The following is a 20,567-nucleotide window of genomic DNA, read 5'->3' as shown; positions in this document are numbered from 1 at the left end:
ACGAAATGGCTGAAAAGAAAGGTTTTCGTGCGAAGGTTCAACGCTTTGGTAGTTATTTAAGCGGTATGATCATGCCGAATATCGGCGCATTTATTGCGTGGGGGATTATCACAGCCTTCTTTATACCGGACGGCTTTACGCCAAATGAAACACTTAATGGATTAGTTAGTCCAATGATTACGTACTTACTTCCACTATTAATTGGTTTTACTGGTGGACGGATGATTTATGACCTGCGTGGTGGGGTTGTTGGTGCAACGGCCACAATGGGGGTTATCGTAGGAGCAGGAATTCCGATGTTCCTCGGTGCAATGGTAATGGGACCACTTTCTGGTTACATTATGAAAAAGTTCGACGAAGTATTTAAAGATAAGGTGAAATCCGGTTTTGAGATGCTTTATAATAACTTCTCTTCTGGTATTATCGGAGCGCTTCTGGCAATTATTGCTGCACTAGGTATTGGCCCTGTCGTAGAGGCTTTGAATAATGGGCTTGCTGCTGGTGTAGAAGCAATAGTTAATGCTGGATTACTTCCATTAGCAAGTATCATTATCGAGCCAGCAAAAGTATTATTCTTAAACAATGCCATTAACCATGGTATCCTAAGCCCAATTGGGATCGAACAAGCAACAGAAGCTGGAAAATCAATTTTGTTCCTATTGGAAGCAAACCCGGGACCAGGTCTTGGTATCTTGCTTGCCTTCACTTTCTTTGGGAAAGGTGCATCAAAAGCGTCAGCTCCTGGTGCAGCGTTAATCCAATTTGTTGGTGGGATTCACGAAATTTACTTCCCATACATCTTAATGAAGCCAGCTCTACTTCTAGCAGCAATCGCTGGGGGAATGAGTGGTGTGTTCACACTATCCTTATTTGATGCGGGTCTTCGAGCAGCAGCTTCTCCAGGAAGTATCATTGCTGTATATGCGATGGCAACTCCAGATAGCTACCTTGGAGTAACACTTGGTGTAATTGTAGCAGCTGCAGTATCCTTCTTAATCGCAGCATTAATTTTGAGAACAAGTAAATCAGAGGAAAACCTTGCTGAAGCTACCGGTCAAATGGAAGCAATGAAAGGGAAGAAAAGCTCTGTAGCTGGCACACTAAATGCAGGTGAAACTGCGGAAGTGGATGCATTAGATAAGACACCAGTCGAAACAGAAAAAGACGCAGCTGAGGTTGATAAGGTTATATTTGCCTGTGATGCGGGAATGGGTTCTAGTGCAATGGGTGCTTCTTTATTGAAAAACAAATTTAAGAAAGCGGACATTGATATTTATGTCAACAACCATGCCATTAACGAAATTCCAGACGATGCGGATATCGTCATCACGCATAAAGACCTTACAGATCGTGCAAAAGCAAAAATTCCAACAGCTGAGCATATCTCTGTTGAAAACTTCTTAAACAGTCCAAAATATGATGAACTGGTAGAACGATTAAAAAATTAGTTAGCTAACATGTAGGGCAGGGGCCATTCCTTGCCCTCTTGTGCATTTTAAACGTAAATAAACTACAATATAAAAATAGGAGGTGAATGGCTTGTATATCACAGCACGAGTGCGCAGAATGCTTCAAGTATTACTTCAGGCATATGAAGAAATTACCGTGAAGGAAATCGCTACGACACTCGATGTTAGTGAGCGAACCATTCACCGAGATCTCAAAGAACTGGAAAGTGTTGCAAAGGAAAATGAGCTAACCTTAGTAAAACGTGCAGGTGTAGGGCTCAAGCTTGAGGGGAAAAAGGAAGATAAAGAAAGCCTGACTAACAAGCTGAAGCAGACAGCAGAGGTTGACCTTTCTTCAAAGGAAAGGCAGGCAATTATCCTATCTATGCTGTTTGAGGCAGACGAGCCAATGAAGCTGTATGCGTTAAGCAGCGAGCTTCGTGTCACCACAGCCACAGTGAGAAATGATCTGGACCAGCTAGAAGCAGAATTGAATCATTACAATCTCGAGCTGATCCGAAAAAGAGGATCTGGTGTGCAAATTAAAGGAAAAGAAGCGAACAAGCGCGCTGCTATAAGCAATCTCATTTCCCAATACGTGGAGCCGTACGATTTTATCAGCTTAATTAAACAGAACATCAAGAAAAAATCAGGCATCCAGACAGATAAGATTTCCAATCGATTACTAGGACTGGTGGATGCAGATAAGCTGCAGGTTATTGAAGAAAGAGTGGAACAGGCAAGACATGAACTGCCAAATGACCTGGCTGACAGTGCGTACGTTGGGCTCGTTGTCCATCTTGCATTAGCGATGGAGCGATTAAACCGAGGAGAGAAAATCCGCTTTGACCCAGCGTCATGGAAACAGCTTCAAGGAACAAGAGAGTTCAGCATTGCCAGAAACATGTTGCTGGATTTAGAGTCATCCTTACAAATGGAAATTCCTGAGGATGAAATTGGCTACATAACGATGCATTTATTAGGTGCCAAGCTTCGTGCCGATCAAAATTATCTCATCGAAGATACGAGTATGGACATTGCCTATAAAGCAAAAGCTCTTATTGACCATGTCGGGGAGCAATTGAATGTAAACCTAGCGGAAAATGCTGTGATGCTGAATGATCTGGTGGCACATTTAAAGCCAACCATGTATCGGCTGGAGCAGGAAATGAACATTAAAAATCCTCTGCTGAAAGAAATAATGGATGACTATCGCGACCTTTTTGATATTGTTCGAGCTGGTGTTGTGGAAGTTTTTCCAGATATCGATTTTCCAGACGATGAAATCGGGTATTTAGTACTCCATTTTGCTGCCATTCTCTTGCATGACGACACCAGAACAGATTTACACGCTCTTGTTATTTGCTCAAGCGGAATCGGGACGGCGAAAATGCTCGCTACAACCTTACAGCAGCGCATCCCTGAAATCAGATATGTTGATAATAAATCGATGTTTGATCTTCAGGAAATGCCAGTTGATGGGTATGACATTATTGTTTCGACCATTCCGCTTGAGGGATTTGCCGGAGAGTATATCCTTGCTTCACCAATGCTGACAAAGCAAGAGGTTCATCGGATCAAGAAAGCTGTGCGCCAGAAGAAGTTAAAAGTGAACACAAAGCTTGAAAAAAAGACAGCAAGAGCTGCGGTGCCAACGCAATCATCGGGTGAAGATTTCGTAAAAAAACTCCGAGAAGTTGAGGTTTATTCACGGGTCATGCTCCAAATTCTCGATCACTTTTCGATTAAAACAATAGCGGAGCAACAAACAACCAAAGAGACACTGGCCCTTATCTGTGCGGAGCTTGCGCGGAATGGCACACTATCTGATTCAGACAATGTTCTGCAAAAGCTAGTTAAACGTGAAGAACTGAGCGGTCTTGGTATACCTGGCACGACGCTAGGCTTATACCACACGAGAGCAGATGGGGTAAACAGGCCGAGTTTTACAGTATATCACCTTGAACATCCGGTTATCGTAAAGGGAATGGATGATCAAGATATGCAGATGCAGACGATTCTGCTCATGCTTGCACCAGAAGACACTGATCAGGGAGCATTGGAGATTATGAGCTTATTAAGCGGCATGATCATCCAAGGCAGGGAGCGGATTCAGTTATTTGAATCCGGGGAGGAAGCAGCAATCAAGCAGCTTTTTATAGAAGAATTTCAATCATTACTACAAGAAAAAAATTTAGTATAAGGAGTGCATCAAGCTATGGCAAAAGAAGTTTTAAGCAAAGACAATATTAAACGTAATGTATCAGTAAGCAGCAAGGAAGAGGCGATCCGTTTCACAGGTGGAATTCTTGTTGATAACGGCTATGTGGAGCCATCTTACGTGGAGAAAATGCTAGAGCGTGAAGAACTAACTTCTACCTTCATGGGAAATAATGTAGCAATTCCTCACGGTACAGAGGATGCAAAAGGCATGGTAACAGAAACAGGTCTTTCTGTCGTAACTGTACCTGAAGGCATTGATTTTGGGGATGGTAACATTGTAAAAGTTCTAATTGGTATTGCTGGAAAAGGCGACGAGCATCTCGAAGTACTTTCTAAAATTGCCATCGTGCTTTCTGAAGAAGAAAACATCCAAACCATACTTGACGCTTCATCAGAGGATGACATTATCCGCCTTTTCAGTGAGGTGAACTAAATGCAAGCCGTACATTTCGGAGCAGGAAATATCGGGCGCGGTTTTATCGGCGCCCTCCTTTATGAAGCAGGCTATCACACGACGTTTGTTGATGTAAATGATAGCGTGATTGAAGAATTAAACAGCAAGCAGCAATATAATGTTATTTTAGCAGCAGAAAACAAAGAACAGCTAACCGTGAAAAATGTTTCCGGACTAAACAGCATGCAGAATCCTGAAGCTGTCGTAGCGGCAATTGAAAAAGCGGACATCGTCACAACAGCAGTTGGACCAAATGTCCTGCCAATTATCGCAGAACTGATTGCCAAGGGTCTACGCGCAAGATTGGCCTCCAATCCGGTAGAGCTGAATGTCATCGCATGTGAAAACATGGTTGGCGGAAGCACGCTTTTAAAAGAAAAAGTGATGGAGCATGTGCCAGCAGACGAGCAGGAAAAAATGGCTGGATTGTTCGGTTTCCCGGATGCAGCAGTGGACCGTATCGTACCAAACCAGGTGAACGAAGATCTGCTAGAAGTATCTGTAGAGCCATATTACGAATGGGTAGTGGATCGTTCCATGATCAAGGGTGAGGTTCCGGAAATTGATGGCATCACATTTGTTGAAGATCTAACTCCATACATTGAAAGAAAATTGTTCACCGTAAACACCGGACATGCCGTACCAGCATACATCGGCCATTACATGGGCTACAGCACTATTAATGAAGCGATGCATGATGAAAAAGTGTTGGAAATCTTACGCGGCACACTTAACGAGTCTGGAGAAGCATTGATTCAAACTTACGGTTTTGATAGAGGTGAACACCAAACATACATTAATAAAATTATCGGACGTTTCCAAAACCCGTACATTTCCGATGAAGTTACGCGTGTAGGTCGTGGTCCAATTCGGAAGCTAGGTGCAAAAGACCGTCTCATCCGTCCAGCCAGCGTGTACTTAGAAACAACAGGGAAAGAACCTGTCTTCCTGGCAAAAACAATCGCAGCAGCACTTTCTTACAAAAACGAGGAAGATGCTGAAGCAGTGGAATTGCAGGAAAAAATAGCGCAGTTCGGGTATGAAAAAGCATTGCAGGATGTATCTGAATTGGAAACAGGTAGTGCTTTGGTCGAGAGTGCTGGGAAGCAGTTGAAAGAGATAGAACAGTTGAAAGGTTAATTTTAGTGAATGAAGAGCTCCTCGTTGTGAGGAGCTTTTTTTGTGGTTTGGAATTGGGGCTTTTTGAGAGCGTACTCTTTTGGAAAGATTAATTGAAAAAGTACGCTTTGTGATTGACCATGTTAGTTGTGCAATCAACCAAGCGAGTTGCGCAATCAACCAAGCGAGTTGCGCAATCAACCAAGAACGCAGTCCAATCGACCCCGCGTGCTGTGCAATCAACCAAGAACGCAGTCCAATCGACCCCGCGTGCTGTGCAATCAACCAAGAATGCAGTCTAATCGACCAAGCGAGTCGCGCCATCAACCAAGAATGCAGCCCAATCGACCAAGCGAGATGTGCAATCAACCAAGAACGCAGTCCAATCGACCCCGCGTGCTGTGCAATCAACCAAGAACGCAGTCCAATCGACCCCGCGTGCTGTGCAATCGACCAAGAACGCAGTCCAATCAACCAAGCGAGTCGCGCCATCAACCATGAATACAGTCCAATCGACCAAGCGAGATGTGCAATCAACCAGAATCGCAGCCCAATCGATCCCGCGTGCTGCTGAATCAACCAAGAACGCAGTCCAATCAACCACGCGTGCTGCTCAATCAACCAGAACCCCAGTCCAATCGACCCCACGAGTTACCAATCAAGCAAAACCCCACCCTAAAACAAAAAAGTCCCGCCCAACGGCAGAACTCTTACTTACTCGTCACTCACATGCCTAACAGACTTTCGCTCCACAAGCTCTGTTGACAGCTTGTAATGATGATCGGTTTTTTCGCCACCTAACAGTTGGAATATCAGGTGTGCAGCAAGGGCGCCGACCTCGTATTTTGGCTGTTTGATAGTCGTTAGTGGTGGGGTGACATATTCGGATAACTGTATGTCATCATAGCCGATAATGGATATATCATCAGGAACGCTAATCTTATTTTCTTTAAATGCTTGCAATCCACCAACAGCCATTTCATCATTCGCATAGAAGATGGCTTGTGGAAGGTTGCGTTGGGCAATTAACAATTTAGTTGCGCGATAACCGCCTTCTCGGGTAAAATCACTGGCAATATCCCATTTGGATTGGTACGTAATATTGTAATTTTCCAGTGCTTTGCGGTAACCCTTGTAGCGTTGTACGTTATCGTGGGATGCTGCAGGACCGCTGATGTAGGCGATTTGCTTATGGCCATGGTTAATTAAATATTCTGTAGCATGGTAGCCGCCTTGTATATTATCTACCTCAACGTGATAGATGGATTCATTTTCCAAATAGCGATCGAGTACGACGAGGGGAGAACCGTGCTGGGCGGCATCCAATGTAATTGCATCGCTAATATTGTGAGCAAGGATGATTGCACCATCGACACGTTTTTCGGTTAGAAATTTTACCGCTGTTGATTGTACGCCACCAATGGAACTACAAGCAATTAAGTCATAGCCATTTGCAGACGTTACATCCTGTACTCCTTGAATCAGATCCGAGTAAAAGGGACCAGAAAGATCGCTTAGAAGTAGCGCGATGGTATTGGTCTTTGTTCTTTTCAAATCAGAAGCAAAGCCGTTTTTCTTGTAGTTTAACGCTTTTGCTGCTTCTTCCACCTTTTTCTTCGTTGCCGCACTAATTCTAGGACTGTTATTTAAGGCATAGGAGACGGTCGAAATTGCGACTCCAGCACGTTTTGCTACATCTTTTATGGTTGCCATGTCATTTTCCTCCAACATTTCATTAATCCTATCGTACCATACATTACACGTCAGGAATTACCTAAATCTTACTGAATAGGAAGCCATTTCAGTACCGCTTGAATTTTTTTATCCCAGTAATCCCAAGTATGGTCGCCAGGACCGAAATCGTACGTATAATCGAGATTTGTTTCCTTACAGATACGATGGAAGCGCAAATTATGCTCATATAAAAAATCTTCTGTGCCACAAGCCTGGTAAAGCATAGGCTTCACGCTAGATGAATTATGCAATCGCTCTAGCTTATAAATTAAATCATTCGTTGTTTCGCTTACGTCTGCATCGCCAAAAACAAGCTCAAGCGACCGCTTCTTATCACCGGGTTCCATTCTTACATTGGCTAAATGATACACCATATCGGTAACGCCAGACATGCTGGCAATAGCAGCGAAACGCTCTGGGAAGTTAAGCCCCCATTTCAAAGCACCAAACCCTCCCATGGAATGGCCGGCCACAAAATTATCCTCGCGTTTTTCAGAAAGCGGAAAGAACGATCTGGCAGCTGCCGGGAGTTCCTCTGTTAAAAATGTCCAATACTTACCGCCATGCGCCATATCCGTGTAGTAGCTATTATCAAGGCCTGGCATTACAATCGCAATGCCTAAGTCAGCCGCATACCTCTCGATAGATGTGCTTCGTAAATAGGCAGTATGATTGTCACTAAACCCATGTAATAAAAAGAGCGTAGGGTACTTTTTATCTTCCATTGAACCTTCCTTATAAGACGGCTGTGGTAAGATCACATTCATGGACACAGACCTTGATAGAACCTCTGACGAAAATTCACATTGAAAAAGTGCCATATTCCATTTTCCTTTCTCTTTCGAATGATGAAAGAAGAAGGCACGCCACCAAGCGACACCTTCCACCTTCGTTCGTTTTTACTTTATACCAGATACATTGAAACCTTCTACGATATGTTTCTGGAAAATGATAAAGATGATCAGAACAGGGACAACCATGAAGGTAGAACCTGCCATTTGCAACCCGTAGTTGGACACGTTTTGATCTTGAAGCAGGGCAAGACCAACAGATAAGGTATACAACCCTTCATCGTTTGCAATAATTAATGGCCAGAGGAAGCTGTTCCAAGAGCCGATGAACGTAAGGATAACCTGTACAGCAAGAATTGGTTTTGCCAATGGAATAATTAGCTTAAGGAAAATATACATCTCACTAGCACCATCCAGGCGTGCTGCTTCAATCAAATCATCCGGAATCGTCACCATAAATTGACGAATTAGAAAAATGTTAAACGCTGCAATCAAACCAGGAAGGATAATACCTGCCATACTGTTCGTTAAACCAGCTTCATTTAAAATCAGGTATGTTGGGATCATGGTAACCTGGCCAGGAATCATCATGGTAATGAGTACAATTCCAAACCAAATCTCTTTTCCTTTAAATTGGAACTTACCAAACCCATAACCAGCCATAGTATTTAGTAATAAACCGACCATGGAGAAGAACACAATAATCAGGGTGTTGACTAAGTAAACATCAAAGTTTAAATTCGTAAACAAATTCACATAATGCTCAATGGTTGGAGCATTTGGGAACAAAGTCGGCGGAATACTTAATACTTCTCTTTCATTCTTAAATGAGCTAAGTATCATCCAAACAAATGGCAATGACACAAGCAGACCGCCAATGAAAAGAACTGTGTTAACGATGGCACGTTCAAAATTATTTTTTAAGTCCATGGAAGCCGCCTCCTTAATTATCTTCAGATTTTCTTAGTTTAAATTGAACAAGTGTTGCCAAAATAATGATGATGAACAATACGAATGATGCTGCGGCACCATATCCGAACTCACTGTATTGGAAACCTTCTTGATAGATAAATAGTGCAAGAGAGTTTGTACCGTTCAATGGGCCACCCTCTGTCATAACGAATGGTTCCTCGAAGAATTGCAGCCAGCCGATTAATGTTGTTACAACAACAAAGAAGGTTGCAAAGCTCATGGATGGCAACGTAATTCGGAAAAGCTTTTGCCAGCGGTTCGCACCATCAATGTCTGCTGCTTCATAGTACATTTTCGGAATCGATTGTAAGGCAGCAAGGAAAATCAACATGCTGACACCATTACTTTTCCATACAGCCAATAGAATTAAAGAAAGTTTCGCGATGAAAGGATCTTCTAACCAAGGGATAGCTTCAAGATTTACCAGTGACAAGAGATAGTTAAACAAACCGTATTCCTGGTTGTAAAGGAAGCTCCACACAACAGCGATCGCTACAATGTTTGTAACAGAAGGTACGTAGTAGATAACACGAAATGTAGTGGACATCCAGTCCGATACTAACTTCAATAGCAGGGCAATCACAAATGAGCTAATAACGGCAAGTGGTACTCCGATAACAACGTAGAAGAACGTATTTCCCATGGATTGCAGGAAGACGTCATCCTGGAACAGTTGAACAAAATTATCAAATCCGACAAAGCCGATTTGTGACCAATTTGCCAGACCGCTCAAGTTCATATCTGTAAAACTAATAAATAATGAAACGAGGATTGGTAGAAAAGAAAAAATGCCGAGTAAAATTACAGCAGGCATAATAAAGAAATACGGTGTTAGCTTACTTCTAAAGCGATTCATTACATTCACCCCTTCAATGACATGTCGATAGGTAATGGCTACCTTTCCTGTCTACTTATGGATCTTAATTGTTAGGCATTGCTATCCAAAATAAGACGAAATTGAAACGTTTCTATGAAACCGATGCAACAATCTATTGAAATCGTTTTCAATAAAGCGTCAAAATTATGGAGGTTTTCTTCTTACATACTAGTCTAATAACCGTTAAATTAATATCCGATTCCTTTTTACAAATTAAAAATGAATTGTTGAAACGTTTCTATAATGTCATTATAGTAGGTATTGAAATCGATTGCAAGAGAAATTCTTTCTTTTCTGCTCGTTTTAGAAAAAACTAGAGGGGTGGTTGATTGGTAGACTTTATTAAAGGATCAGATGCAAGAGAGGGGGTTATCGTATAACGGATGAAAATAGGGAAAGGTGTATGCTTTAACATGCATACACCTTTCAACACATTACTCACCAAGAACTCTGGCTGCTTCTGCTTTATAATCCTCTAAAGCTTGGTCAATATCCGCGCCACCACGGTTGATTTGCTCAAGCATGTTCAGTATTTCTTGACCTAATCTTTCGTATTCAGGAATCAATGGAAGTGGTTGTGTTGCTTGTAATTGTTCCCCGAATGTTGCAACCATTTCGTTATCTGTTAAAGCAGGGTCCTCCCATGCTTCAAGGTTTGCAGGAAGCTCACTGAACTCCTCATACCATTTCACCTGTGTTTCTGGTGCTGCCATCCAGTTGATGAAGTCTAGCGCTTGGTCCACGTTTTCGGAATTATTGAAAACAGTCCAGTGCGCGCCACCCATCATCGAATTGTTGTTTTCTGCTTCAGGCATTAACTTAACATCCCATTGGCCTTCGATTTCTGGAGCTCTTTCGGAAATGGTTTTAATATCCCAAGGACCACTAATGAACATTGGTTTAGAACCGTCTTCAAATGCTTGGAAGAACTCTTTTCCTTCACCAGTTTGGGATAATCCTTCACTATAAAACGTGTTGTGTAATTCAATTGCTTCTTTAAATCCAGGATCATCAAAGCTTGCTGCTCCTTTTTCCATATCATAGTTCCAGCCATGCTCCCATGCTAGAACAAACGGGAATTGTGGATCTGTTGCAGGTAAATCAATTGCATACTGATCATCTCCGCGGTCAGCCAGCTGACGAGAAGCATCTAACATATCATCCCAAGTTTGCGGACCTTCAGGATAGCCTACTTCCTCAAGTAGATCTGTACGATAGAATAGTGCACGTGTATCTACATACCAAGGAACACCAATTGTTTGGTCTTCATACTTTGTTGTTTCTACGGCAGATTCATAGAAGTTGTCTGCTGCTAAGTTCTCGTAGTCACCAATTTGATCTGAAATATCTAAGAAAGTTCCAGCTTCAGCAAATTCAGCTACCCATGTTGTTCCGATTTGCAGAACGTCCGGGCCATCACCTGAAGCGACTGCAGTAAGCAATTTATCGTGGGCATTGTCCCAAGGGATTGCCTGTACTTCAACGCTAACACCTGATTCATCTTCATACTCTGTTACAAAGTCATCTAGCCCATCTGTCATTGTCCAAACTGTGATGGTATCAGAGTCGCCAGATGATCCGCTGCTTGATTCGTCATTAGAACAAGCTCCCAACACAAGTACTACACTAAGCAAAATAGCAGTTAGCCATGCAAACTTTTTATTTTTCATACGTACACCCCTTAAATTATATTAGTTTGAATACGAAAGAAGTAGTTCATCACATCAAGCAGGTTTTGGTTTTGAAACCATCACTCCTTATCCAGAAGGTTTTTATTGAAACGTTTCTGTGAATCTAGCATAAAACATTTTGAAATCGTTTTCAAGTGATCCGTAAAAAAAGACTCACTTTTAAAAAGATTAAGTTAAAACTTATTATTATAGCTATTCTGGTTGTCGTTACATCTAAAATCTCTTGTTGAAAATTTCATGTTTTTGTTGAAACGTTTCTACAAATCGATTATAGTAGTAATTGAAACCGATTGCAACAATTATTTTTTTGACAAGTTAAAAAATGCAAATTTGAAGAGCGTGTAACTACGTTCAAATTACTACTTTTAACGATCCTTGAACAAAAAGGACCAGTTAAATGGAATACCTATTAATATAGTAAAGATATTTGGAAACGGAGGAAGTCAGATGGCAGATCAATTTCTACAAGATTTACTAGCTAAAATGACAACAGAAGAGAAAGTTGCCCAGCTTACGCAGCTTGCGACACCATTCTTTAAAGGGGCATCTAACAGCGGGGAAATTACAGGTCCGATGGTAAATATGAACGTTACAGATAAAATGGTGGAAAATACAGGATCTGTTCTTGGTGCTTGGGGTGCGAAAGAAATTAAGGCGATACAGGAGCGTCACTTAAAGGATAATCGCTTAGGGATCCCGCTTCTCATGATGGCAGATGTTATCCATGGATATCGCACCATTTTCCCCGTGCCACTCGCAATTGGCAGCTCATGGGATTTAGAACTTGCTGAAAAAAGTGCCCGGATCGCTGCAAAAGAAGCAGCAGCTGCCGGCATTCATGTAACCTTTGCCCCGATGGTAGATTTGGTGCGTGACCCGCGCTGGGGAAGGGTAATGGAATCAACAGGGGAGGACCCATACATAAATGGAGAGTTTGCTAGAGTACAAGTAAAAGGATTCCAAGGTGATGATTTAAAAAATGACCTCGAAACACTTGCAGCCTGTGTGAAGCACTTTGCTGCTTATGGTGCAGCAGAGGGTGGGCGTGATTACAATACGGTGAACATGTCAGAACGTGAGCTTCGGGAAACTTACCTGCCAGCTTATAAAGCGGCATTAGATGCAGGGAGTGAAATGGTCATGACTGCGTTTAATACGGTTGATGGTATTCCGGCTACCGGAAACAAACGCTTAATGCGTGATCTGCTTCGCGAGGAATGGGGCTTTGATGGCGTCTTGATTTCTGACTGGGGCGCAACTAAAGAACTTATCCCACACGGGGTGGCGGCAAACGAAAAAGAAGCAGCAGAAAAGGCGATTAAAGCTGGCTTAGACATTGAAATGATGACGACCACGTATGCCAGCCATCTTCAGGAATTGATAGAAGAAGGAAAAGTAGATGCAGCCCTTTTAGATGAAGCGGTAATGCGAATTTTAGAATTGAAACAGAAGCTAGGACTTTTTGAAAATCCGTATCGCGGAGCAGACGAAGAACGGGAAAGAGAAGTGATTCGCTGCCAGGAGCATCGCCAAACAGCACAAGAGCTTGCGGCAAAATCTTGTGTGCTGCTGAAAAACGATGAAGTGCTTCCATTGAACAAGGAGCAAAACATTGCGTTGATTGGCCCATTTGCAGAAGGCAATGATATTCTTGGCCCTTGGTCCTTTTTAGGCAAAAAGGAAGATGCGATTACTGTGAAGGATGGTCTCGAGCAAAAGCTAGATAAAGAAATCATGGTCGCAAAGGGCAGTGATATTGAAACAGGGGAAGACACTGTATTACAAGAAGCATTGGAAATAGCAGATAAGGCTGATGTGGTCGTGCTTGCACTTGGTGAGGATTCGGATATGAGCGGAGAGGCTGGGTCGCGGACAAACATTAAGTTACCAAATGCTCAGCTGAAACTAGTAGAAGAAATTACGAAACTTGGCAAGCCAACAGTCGCTGTTTTATTTAATGGTCGCCCACTCGATCTTCACGGTGTGGTTGATAAAACGGATGCAGTATTAGAGGCATGGTTCCCAGGCACAGAGGGAGGAACAGCAATTGCCGACCTGTTATACGGGGATGTCAATCCTTCTGGAAAACTGACAATGTCCTTCCCGCATTCGGTTGGTCAGGTACCGGTTTATTACAACCATTTCAACACAGGTCGACCAAAGGGAGCACCAGATGCGCAAGTTCGCTATGTATCCCAGTATCTCGATAGCCCGAATGGCCCATTGTATCCTTTTGGTTATGGACTAAGCTACACAACCTTTGCTTACGAGAACTTTACGCTTTCTGAGGAGACTCTTAAAGCTGGCGAAACATTGACCGCAAGCATTACAGTCACCAACACTGGGCAAGTAGCTGGCGAAGAAATTGTGCAATTATACATTCAAGATAAAGTTGGCGAAGTCGTACGACCGCTGAAGGAATTAAAAGGCTTCCAAAAAGTTTACCTGGAGCCAGGAGAAGCCAAAACAATTGAGTTTGCGATTACTGAAGATCAGCTCCGCTATCATCATGCAGACTTGAGCTTTTCGAGTGATCCAGGAGAATTTGTGGTTTATGTTGGACCAAATAGTAAAGAAGTAGATGGAAAAACATTTATTTTGCAGTAGAGATAGAGCGTAGTTGTTTTAATCAGACCGCTTGCCACGTTAAAAATTCGTTGCTGATAAGGACTTAAACGATTACTATTAGCAGATTGCATATACGTAGACTCCAGTGGGAAGTAAGAGATCGGCGAGACCCCGCAGGACGATAGTCCGAGGAGGCTCGGCACTCGCCCACGGAAAGCGAAGTATATGCAATCTGCGGTGTCTAGAAAGATTTGTTCTAATAGTAGGATAGCCTTTTCAGCGGTTGGTTTTTCTTAATGCGAAAGTTTAATTATAAATAAAGGAGAATGCCTACATGAAGCTTACAAACACCTATCTTCCTATCCAAAAAGGAGATTTACAGGTTACCTTTTTAAACAGTGGGGATATTTTTGAAGTAACCCATAAACAAACCTTAATTAATCAGCTAATGGCAAATCCAGTTGATGGATCGATCAATAATATTTACTTGCGCGTGCATGGAGACAACAAGATACAAGCCTACCCATTGCTTGGGGTTACCTCCACCAGTACGTTTAGCAAGTTAGATAACGCGGTGCAATGGAAAGGGGAAGTAGCTGACGTCAGCTATACCGTCACCTTCCATCTAGCGTCAGATAATCTGTGGTTTTGGGATGTAACGCTTAACGGAAATGGAAAAGAAGTAGATCTTATTTACGGACAGGATCTCGGCCTTGCGGACAAAGCAGCCGTTCGTTCCAATGAGTCGTACATGTCACAATATATGGACCACAAAGTTTTCGAAAATGAAACTGGCTACACAATTGCAACAAGGCAGAACCAGCCAATGAGTAGTGGTTTTCCGTTCATCCAACAGGGAGCACTTGGGAAAACAGTCGGCTATTCCACAGACGGCTTTCAATTTTTCGGTAAAAGCTACCGGAACACGAATGTGCCAGAGGTATTAGGCGAAGAAAACCTGGCAAATGAAGTGTATCAATATGAATTTGCTTTTACTGCCTTACAATCCGAAAAGATGCAACTAAGCGGAGAGCAGCAATTTGTTTTCTATGGCCTTTTCCAGGAAAATCAGGAAACGGCAGTTACCGAAGCCGTTGCAGCAGAAAGCATTCAAGAGGCTTGGAATACGCGTGAGGCGCTTGGACAAGGTGTAATGCTTGCGAAAGTGGAACAATCCCGCACAATTGGAGCGCCGCTTGCGGCAGTGGAAATGTCAGAGGACGAAGTGGCTGCATACTATCCAGAGCGCCGACTCGAGGAAAAAACGGAGGGGGGACTTCTATCCTTTTTCACACCAACACACGAGCATGTCGTCTTAGCTAAAAAGGAATTAATGGTCGAGCGTCCACACGGTCATATTTTAATGAGTGGTCAAAATGATGTCGTAAAGGATACGACGATTACGACGAACCTTTATATGTACGGCTTGTTTAATTCGCAAATTTCTATTGGAAACACCAACATGAACAAAATGCTATCCAATGCCAGAAACCCATTGAATCGCATGAAAACCTCCGGCCAGCGCATTTATGTAGAGGTAGACGGACAGTATCGCCTGCTGACAATGCCATCCTTGTTTGAGATTGGCTTCAACTATGCACGTTGGATTTATAAGCTGGAAAGTGATGTTCTGACAATCACAACGTTTACAATGGTTGATTCAGCAAATATTCAGCTTGAAGTAGGATCAAAAGAGGGAAAACCATATCGCTATCTCGTAACAAACCAGCTGACGATGCAAAACAATGAATATGAAGTGCCTTATCATGTCGAAAGAGAAGGCGCTACCCTCGTTTTTACAGCGAGTGATGAGGCTGGAAGTAACGAAACGTACCCTGACCTTACGTATACAGTGAAGGTTATTGGAGCAGATGTGGAAGTTAAAGATGAAACGGTGCTTGCAGAAAATGTCGAGCCAGGAAGTGCTTCCCTTGTGGTCCTTGCATTAGAGCCTAGCTCCAGCTGGACGATGCGCATCGCCGGGAACCTTTACGGAGAAAAGCATACGCTGACACCATTTGATTTTTCAACAGTAGCGGAGGATTATCGTTTTTATTACCAAAAAGTCATGCAAGGCTTCCATTTAACGCAAGACAATAAGCAGGACGTGAAAGAAATTGAGAAAGTAAACACGCTTGCATGGTGGTATACCCATAACATGCTTGTCCACTTCTCTGTCCCACACGGGTTGGAGCAATATGGAGGTGCAGCTTGGGGGACAAGGGATGTCAGCCAAGGACCAGCTGAATACTTTATGGCAACTCAGAACTATGACACGGTAAAGGAAATCATCACCACGATGTTTGCCCATCAATATGAGGATACAGGCAACTGGCCGCAATGGTTTATGTTTGATAAATACAATAAGATCCAACAAGATGACAGCCATGGCGATATTATTGTCTGGCCAATGAAAGTTGTTTGTGACTATATTGAAGCAACAGGTGATACGGAGATTTTAAAAGAAAGAATTCCATACACAAATCGTGAGACATATGAATTTACAGAAGAAAAAGCGACACTGCTTGATCATTTGAAAAAGGAAATTGCTTATATGAAAGCACATTTTCTGCATGACACCTACTTGTCTGCCTATGATGATGGTGACTGGGATGATACCTTGCAGCCAGCAAACAAGAACTTGAAGCAATTTATGTCAAGCAGCTGGACAGTGGCGCTGACATATGAGGCGTTGCGCAAGATGACCAATGTGTTGCAAGAGGTAGATCCAGAAGAAGCAAGCAAAACACAGGAAATTGTCGAAGGAATCAAGCGTGATTTCAATGACTACCTGATGCAAACCGACATTATCCCAGGCTTTGTATACATGGAAGAACCTGGCGAAGTGGAACGCATGCTACACCCAACTGACGAAAAAACAGGCATCAATTATCGTTTACTGCCAATGCAACAGAGCATTATTAGTGAATTGTTTAGCTTAAAACAGGCGGAATCTCATTATGACATTATTAAGAAGCATCTATTCTTCCCGGATGGGGTGCGCTTAATGAACCGGCCAGCTAACTACAAAGGCGGCGTCAGCACCCACTTTAAACGGGCGGAACAGGCAGCCAACTTTGGTAGAGAAATTGGCTTGCAATATGTCCACGCACACATTCGCTATGTGGAAGCAATGGCGAAGCTTGGCTATGGGGATGAAACGTGGGATGGATTAGCAGTGATCAACCCAATCGCCATCCAAGACGTTGTGCCAAATGCAGAACTTCGTCAAAGCAATGCTTATTTCAGCAGCTCAGATGGCGACTTTAAAACACGATACGAGGCACAGGAACACTTTAATAAATTACGAGATGGATCTGTGAAAGTAAAAGGAGGCTGGCGCATTTACTCCAGCGGTCCGGGAATTTATATGAACCAACTTATTGCCAACACATTAGGCGTACGTCAATTTGCTGGGGACTTAATCCTGGATCCTGTTCTTCCTGATCGTCTTGATGGTCTGCGATTCAACTATACGTGGAATGGCAAGCCAGTCACATTTGTCTACCATCTAAACGCTGATAAGCAACAGGTACTCCTTAATGGTGCGATCATGGAAGCGATGGAACTTATTAATCCATACCGTGCCGGCGGAATTCGCATCCCGCGTGAACAGCTGGACCAGGCGCTTCAAGCAGAAGGCAATATAATTGAGGTATTTGTATAGACCTAGAACAAAAGCTCAGGGCGCCCGTATAGCGCTGGAGCTGGACGTGGCTGTTGCTGTCAATGAACAACATACCGCCAATTATCTTATCTTGTTAAAAAACCGGGCGCTCCACTAAGGATACGCCCGGTTTTCTCAATAATATTTAAAAAGGGAAGGTTTTAAGGGTATTAGACTATTACCCTGCTTGGCCTTCTGTTAAACTTAATTTATGAAACAAAAGCGGAAGTGCCCGTTTAGCGCTGGAGCTGGACGTGGTTGTTGCTGTCTAAAAAAAAGGAATTTCTTATTTCTGAAAAAGGAGAGGATTGCATGGCTAAAATTGGCTTACAGCTTTATACCGTAAGAGATGCTGCTGAAGAAGATTTCCATAAGCTCTTAACAGATGTTGGGAAACTCGGCTATGAAGGGGCACAATTTGCAGGATTTTATGATGCATCTGCCCAGGAAGTGGCCGACACGCTGCAGAAAGCAAGGGTCAAACCAGCTGGAGCACATGTCCAGATTCATCAGCTGCAAAATAACTTGCAAGACGTCATGCGTTATCATGAGAAGATTGGAAATCAGCTTATTATCTGTCCATATCTCCCGGAAACAATGCGTCAGGACAAAGCAGGTTACATGCAAACAGCAGAGACATTTAATAAAATTGGCAAAGAGTTAAAACAGGCTGGCTTTCAATTTGGCTACCATAATCATGCCTTTGAGTTTGATAGCGTAGAAGATACAATAGGCTTTGAACTATTATTTGGCAACACAGACCCTGATTTTGTGAAAATGGAGCTTGATTGCTACTGGGCAACCTATGCAGGGCACGATCCTAACAAGATTATTAAGGATTATGCAGCGCGCTGCATCTCACTCCATATAAAAGATATTAAAGTAGAAAATGGGGAAAAGATCTCCACAGAGATAGGTACAGGAACGTTGGATATAAGAACCTTAATTCAGTCAGGGCTTGATCACGATGTTGAATGGTTGATTGTCGAACAAGAGCATTTCAACGGGGACCCGTTAGTCAGTGCGAAGAAAAATGTAGCGGCATTACAGGAAATGCTATAATAATAGAAGGAAAAAGAAAGCGCTATTATTTCAGAAAAGGAGAGACATAGAATGAAGGTAACGGTTTGGAATGAGAATCGACATGAAAAGAAAAACCCGAAAGTTTCTGAGATTTACCCTGAGGGCATCCATGGGCAGCTTGCCTCCTTTTTAGAAAAAGCAGGATTTGAAACTGGAACAGCAACATTAGATGAACCAGAGCATGGGCTGACGGATGAGGTTCTAAATGAAACCGATGTCTTAGTGTGGTGGGGACATCTCGCTCACGATGAAGTGACCGAAGAGATTGCGGATAAAGTGAAGCAACGCGTGCTTGATGGCATGGGCCTTGTTGTCCTGCATTCCGCTCATTTTTCCAAGGTATTTAAAAAGCTAATGGGCACAGGCTGTGACTTGAAGTGGCGCGAAGCAGACGAAAAAGAAAGGCTATGGGTTGCAGATCCAACTCACCCGATTACAGAAGGCATTGGCGAATACATCGAACTGGAAAAAGAAGAAATGTACGGGGAGCATTTTGATATCCCAGCACCTGACGAATTAATTTTCATTAGCTGGTTTGAAGGTGGCGAGGTGTTCCGCAGTGGGGCGACCTTTAAGCGTGGTCGCGGGAAAATTTTCTATTTCCGTCCAGGACATGAAACATATCCAACCTATCATAATGAAGAAATACAGAAAGTCATCACCAATGGTGTGAAATGGGCAGCGAATACAGCAACACCAACGCCGGTTAGAGGGAATCACCAGCCACTTGAGAACATAACTTCAAAAGCATAAGCGACCGTTTTTAAGAAAGTACATTGAAAATAAAGGGGAGATAGACATGACAGCAGTAAGAATTGCAGTAATAGGATGTGGAAGTATTGCCAAGCATCGCCATTTAATAGAGTACGATTTGGAGCCAAATGTGGAAATCGTAGCAGTATGCGACATTGTCGAGGGTAGAGCAAGGGAAGCGGCAGAGAAGTACGGCGCCACTGCCTATGCAGAGTATGAAACACTCTTAAAACAGGAAAAAATTGATGCTGTTAGTGTCTGCCTGCCAAACTACTTACATGCACCTGTGTCGATCGCGGCACTTGAAGCAGGCTGCCATGTGCTTTGTGAAAAACCAATGGCGACCTCTCGGGAAGAAGCACAGCAAATGATCGATGCTGCCAATAAAAATGGTAAAAAACTGATGATTGCGCACAATCAGCGGTTTGTCCCCTCCCACCAGAAGGCAAGAGAACTAATTGAAAAAGGGGAGCTAGGAAAAATCTACAGCTTCCGCACTGCTTTTGGCCATGGCGGCCCTGAAGGCTGGAGTGTTGATGGCAAGGATAGCTGGTTTTTCCAAAAGGATAAAGCATTTATCGGTGCTATGGGCGACCTTGGCGTTCATAAAGCGGACTTAATGCGTTATTTGCTCGGTGAAGAATTTACAGAGGTAGCAGGGTTTGTGGAAAGCTCCGCAAAGGAGAACTCCAATGTGGATGATAACGCGGTATGTATATTGAAATCTGCAAGCGGTGTTGTTGGCACATTAGCAGCAAGCTGGGCTTATTCCTCTAAAGAGGATAACTCCACTGTAATCTACGGCGAGAAAGCGACGCTACGATTGGAAGATGACCCGAACTTTTCATTAATCGCACAGTACACAAATGGAGAAGTTGTGAAATATGAGCTCGGTGGGATTCAAACCAACGATTCGGGTGGGCAGACGACTTCCCAGGTTATCCATCACTTTGTAACAAGCATTACTGAAAACACGAACCCACCAATTGATGGGGAAGATGGCAAAAAATCGTTAGAAGTTATTTTAAATGCATTGGAATCAGCAGAAACAAAGCGGATTTGCGGCTGATTCAACAGTCGGAGGCAGCCTGTTTAGAAGGATAGGGCGATTTCTTGTTGTAGGGCTAAGTTCTGGTCGCAGTAGTATGATGTGTCAACTTCTGTCAAAGAACAGGACATAGCCAGTT

The 20,567-nt window shown here is 43.0% G+C and carries 14 protein-coding genes; 9 read left to right on the top strand and 5 right to left on the bottom strand.

What is annotated here, in order from left to right:
* Positions 1-5: 5 nt before the first annotated feature.
* The 4 genes from LG273_RS16030 to LG273_RS16015 all read left to right on the top strand — a co-directional run bounded on the left by LG273_RS16030 (position 6) and on the right by LG273_RS16015 (position 5,265).
* On the top strand, positions 6-1,448 hold the full coding sequence (locus LG273_RS16030; RefSeq protein WP_404455461.1) for a PTS mannitol transporter subunit IICB: 1,443 nt from the start codon (positions 6-8) through the stop codon (positions 1,446-1,448).
* A gap of 91 nt (positions 1,449-1,539) precedes the next feature.
* The gene (locus tag LG273_RS16025; protein ID WP_404455458.1) at positions 1,540-3,651 is read left to right on the top strand and encodes a BglG family transcription antiterminator; all 2,112 of its coding nucleotides are present in this window, start codon (positions 1,540-1,542) and stop codon (positions 3,649-3,651) included.
* A 15-nt stretch (positions 3,652-3,666) separates the two neighbouring features.
* A complete protein-coding gene (locus LG273_RS16020) occupies positions 3,667-4,104 on the top strand; it encodes a PTS sugar transporter subunit IIA (RefSeq protein WP_379560442.1) in 438 nt (145 codons plus the stop codon).
* On the top strand, positions 4,105-5,265 hold the full coding sequence (locus LG273_RS16015; RefSeq protein ID WP_404455455.1) for a mannitol-1-phosphate 5-dehydrogenase: 1,161 nt from the start codon (positions 4,105-4,107) through the stop codon (positions 5,263-5,265).
* A 693-nt stretch (positions 5,266-5,958) separates the two neighbouring features.
* On the opposite strand, the gene LG273_RS16010 is transcribed toward LG273_RS16015, so the two are convergent.
* From LG273_RS16010 to LG273_RS15990, 5 genes are all read right to left on the bottom strand, one after another.
* The gene (locus LG273_RS16010; RefSeq protein ID WP_404455452.1) at positions 5,959-6,957 is read right to left on the bottom strand and encodes a LacI family DNA-binding transcriptional regulator; all 999 of its coding nucleotides are present in this window, start codon (positions 6,955-6,957) and stop codon (positions 5,959-5,961) included.
* 68 nt (positions 6,958-7,025) lie between these two features.
* Positions 7,026-7,799, bottom strand: coding sequence for an alpha/beta hydrolase (locus tag LG273_RS16005; RefSeq protein WP_404455449.1), 774 nt, complete (start codon positions 7,797-7,799; stop codon positions 7,026-7,028).
* Positions 7,800-7,877: 78 nt separating this feature from the next.
* Positions 7,878-8,699 (bottom strand): carbohydrate ABC transporter permease, encoded by an 822-nt coding sequence (locus tag LG273_RS16000; protein ID WP_379560446.1) that lies wholly within the window; start codon positions 8,697-8,699, stop codon positions 7,878-7,880.
* A gap of 13 nt (positions 8,700-8,712) precedes the next feature.
* Positions 8,713-9,597, bottom strand: coding sequence for a carbohydrate ABC transporter permease (locus LG273_RS15995; RefSeq protein WP_404455446.1), 885 nt, complete (start codon positions 9,595-9,597; stop codon positions 8,713-8,715).
* A 455-nt stretch (positions 9,598-10,052) separates the two neighbouring features.
* Positions 10,053-11,288 (bottom strand): sugar ABC transporter substrate-binding protein, encoded by a 1,236-nt coding sequence (locus LG273_RS15990; protein ID WP_404455443.1) that lies wholly within the window; start codon positions 11,286-11,288, stop codon positions 10,053-10,055.
* A gap of 468 nt (positions 11,289-11,756) precedes the next feature.
* Between LG273_RS15990 and bglX the strand changes: the two genes are divergently transcribed.
* The 5 genes from bglX (at position 11,757) to LG273_RS15965 (ending at position 20,449) form a co-directional block, all read left to right on the top strand.
* The gene (gene bglX / locus LG273_RS15985) at positions 11,757-13,916 is read left to right on the top strand and encodes a beta-glucosidase BglX (RefSeq protein ID WP_404455440.1); all 2,160 of its coding nucleotides are present in this window, start codon (positions 11,757-11,759) and stop codon (positions 13,914-13,916) included.
* A 295-nt stretch (positions 13,917-14,211) separates the two neighbouring features.
* The gene (locus LG273_RS15980) at positions 14,212-17,544 is read left to right on the top strand and encodes a GH36-type glycosyl hydrolase domain-containing protein (protein WP_404455437.1); all 3,333 of its coding nucleotides are present in this window, start codon (positions 14,212-14,214) and stop codon (positions 17,542-17,544) included.
* Positions 17,545-17,856: 312 nt separating this feature from the next.
* A complete protein-coding gene (locus LG273_RS15975) occupies positions 17,857-18,606 on the top strand; it encodes a sugar phosphate isomerase/epimerase family protein (RefSeq protein WP_404455435.1) in 750 nt (249 codons plus the stop codon).
* A gap of 51 nt (positions 18,607-18,657) precedes the next feature.
* Positions 18,658-19,380, top strand: coding sequence for a ThuA domain-containing protein (locus LG273_RS15970; RefSeq protein WP_404455432.1), 723 nt, complete (start codon positions 18,658-18,660; stop codon positions 19,378-19,380).
* A gap of 46 nt (positions 19,381-19,426) precedes the next feature.
* Positions 19,427-20,449, top strand: coding sequence for a Gfo/Idh/MocA family protein (locus LG273_RS15965; protein WP_404455429.1), 1,023 nt, complete (start codon positions 19,427-19,429; stop codon positions 20,447-20,449).
* Positions 20,450-20,567 lie beyond the last annotated feature (118 nt).

The sequence above is a fragment of the Oceanobacillus kapialis genome (assembly GCF_044790185.1).
Taxonomy (GTDB): Bacteria; Bacillota; Bacilli; order Bacillales; family Amphibacillaceae; genus Oceanobacillus_B; species Oceanobacillus_B kapialis.
This window is presented reverse-complemented; position numbering and strand designations above follow the sequence as displayed.